Origin of the sequence: Atribacter sp., from assembly GCF_035418125.1 — a bacterium.
GTDB classification, from domain to species: Bacteria; Atribacterota; Atribacteria; order Atribacterales; family Atribacteraceae; genus Atribacter; species Atribacter allofermentans.
In genome coordinates this window covers 1-1,755 of record NZ_DAOLQM010000344.1, presented here as the reverse complement: position 1 = coordinate 1,755, position 1,755 = coordinate 1, and the positions used below count along the sequence as shown (strand labels likewise).

The 1,755-nt window shown below is 44.4% G+C and carries 1 protein-coding gene; it reads right to left on the bottom strand.

All coding sequences use genetic code 11. From position 1 onward, the window contains the following. Window positions 1-1,755 (bottom strand): hypothetical protein (locus tag PLK24_RS11255; protein ID WP_324479192.1); only part of this gene is annotated, 1,755 nt, incomplete at both ends.

The following is a 1,755-nucleotide window of genomic DNA, read 5'->3' as shown; positions in this document are numbered from 1 at the left end:
CGGTATGAGATCCTGCCCATTTTTTTCTGGGTCATAATAACTCCATTCCTCTTCAGAAAGACCTCTTTTCAATAGTTCCTTTTTGAGTTTGTTCATTATGCCCTGGGCTTTGAGAATAGAACCGGTTAATTCATCTTGCATTTCTGGAATTTTCTCCAGGTTGGAAACCATGATCGAGAGGTTTTTCAATACCCATACACTCCAGAGCGGACTTCCTGCCAGCCCAGGATAGGGTGCGATCAAGCCTGATGATGTATCTACAAAAACACTTTCCAGATCATTGACTCCCTTCACTAACTCAGATATTAAGGTGTCCCTCATTCCTTCATCGTCTAATAAACCTTTTTCTATCGCCGCAAGAAGAGTGGCTCGCAATGCGCCAGCAGCACTAATTGCCTCGGCATGGCCAAACCAGGAGTAGATATTGGTCTCAATAGTGGTTATCATCCCCCGCAGGAGTTGGGCTGGGTTAGAATACACCGCAATCCTCCGATTTGGTTCAATGTTGATTGACTTTCCACTTGAGAGCAGAATGTCGGTAAAAGTAACCGGTAGCGATTCCACATTGCGGACCTCAACCACCCGCTGATCATATATTTTCCCTTGGCTATCGCGAAGTTCAAAGGTGAGGGTGCCATATTTTTCTCCGATTAATTGAAATTCAATCTCTTGAGAACCGGGTTCAACCGAAAAAGTGAGTGGCTTTTCAACACCTGCTCCAGAAATTTTTAGCTCCAAGTTTTCTAAGCCAGTATTGACCACCTGAACCCGGGGATAGAGGACTGCTCCTGGCATAACCAAGCCGGAAAGATCCGTCTCAACATAATTCTTTTTCTGAACATCGATGACTTGAGAGCTTTCCTGGTAGTCATAACGATCAACGACAACAACTCGAGCCGAACAACGGCCAGTTTGTGGGGGGAGCTGTACCGTAATCTTAGCTTTTCCATCTGCTCCGGTGTGAAAAACTCCACAGTATACCACCTTTTTTTCACCCTCGCGGATGGTTTCCTGAGGAATATATTCTCCTGAAACCTGAGTTTCTTCTTCCCCTATCTGCGATGGTTGAGGTGCTGCCAGCATTGCATTTGGTGCTTTACTTTCACCCAAAACGAAGGTGGTGACTTGTTCAAAGAAACTAGCACCATCTTTCTTCCCTTTGTCAATACCAGTCCAATCCCGCCAAGAAACCAGATAATTAGATAGATTTCGATAGGAATCTCCCAGAGCCGACACTAAAGGTTCCCGAGGACTCTTGGAAGCTACTCGGTTATCGAAAACTTCCAATATTCCATATACCGATGCTGGCTGATTAAGAAACCGGTCGGTAACTTTGATCTCAACCACATTCTTTTGAAGGGGGTACCCTTCAGAGGGGAGATTAACTTCGACATCGAGGGAGGTTTCAGTGAACACCATTGCCCATCCCTCGTAAAATTCTGATTTCTTTTCAAGAAAACCACCTAAGGCAATAAAAGTCATGGGAGAGTCGATTGTTACCTGAATTTCCTGACCCTTATCGAGCTGACTGGCTATTTTAATTTCCTGGGTTTGGAAATTACCTTTTTTATCGGGTGAAAGAATAAATAACCGGGGCTGGTTGATTTTTTGTTTAATGGATAGAGTTAAATTCCGGGTTTGGTCGGATATTACTGTTGCCAGCCCTACTGGATCTTCGGGTTTTTGATCGTCTTTAATGATATAAAGACCTCGTCCATAGACTGGTACTGATCCTTCGTAGGGAGCGAGAGTAGC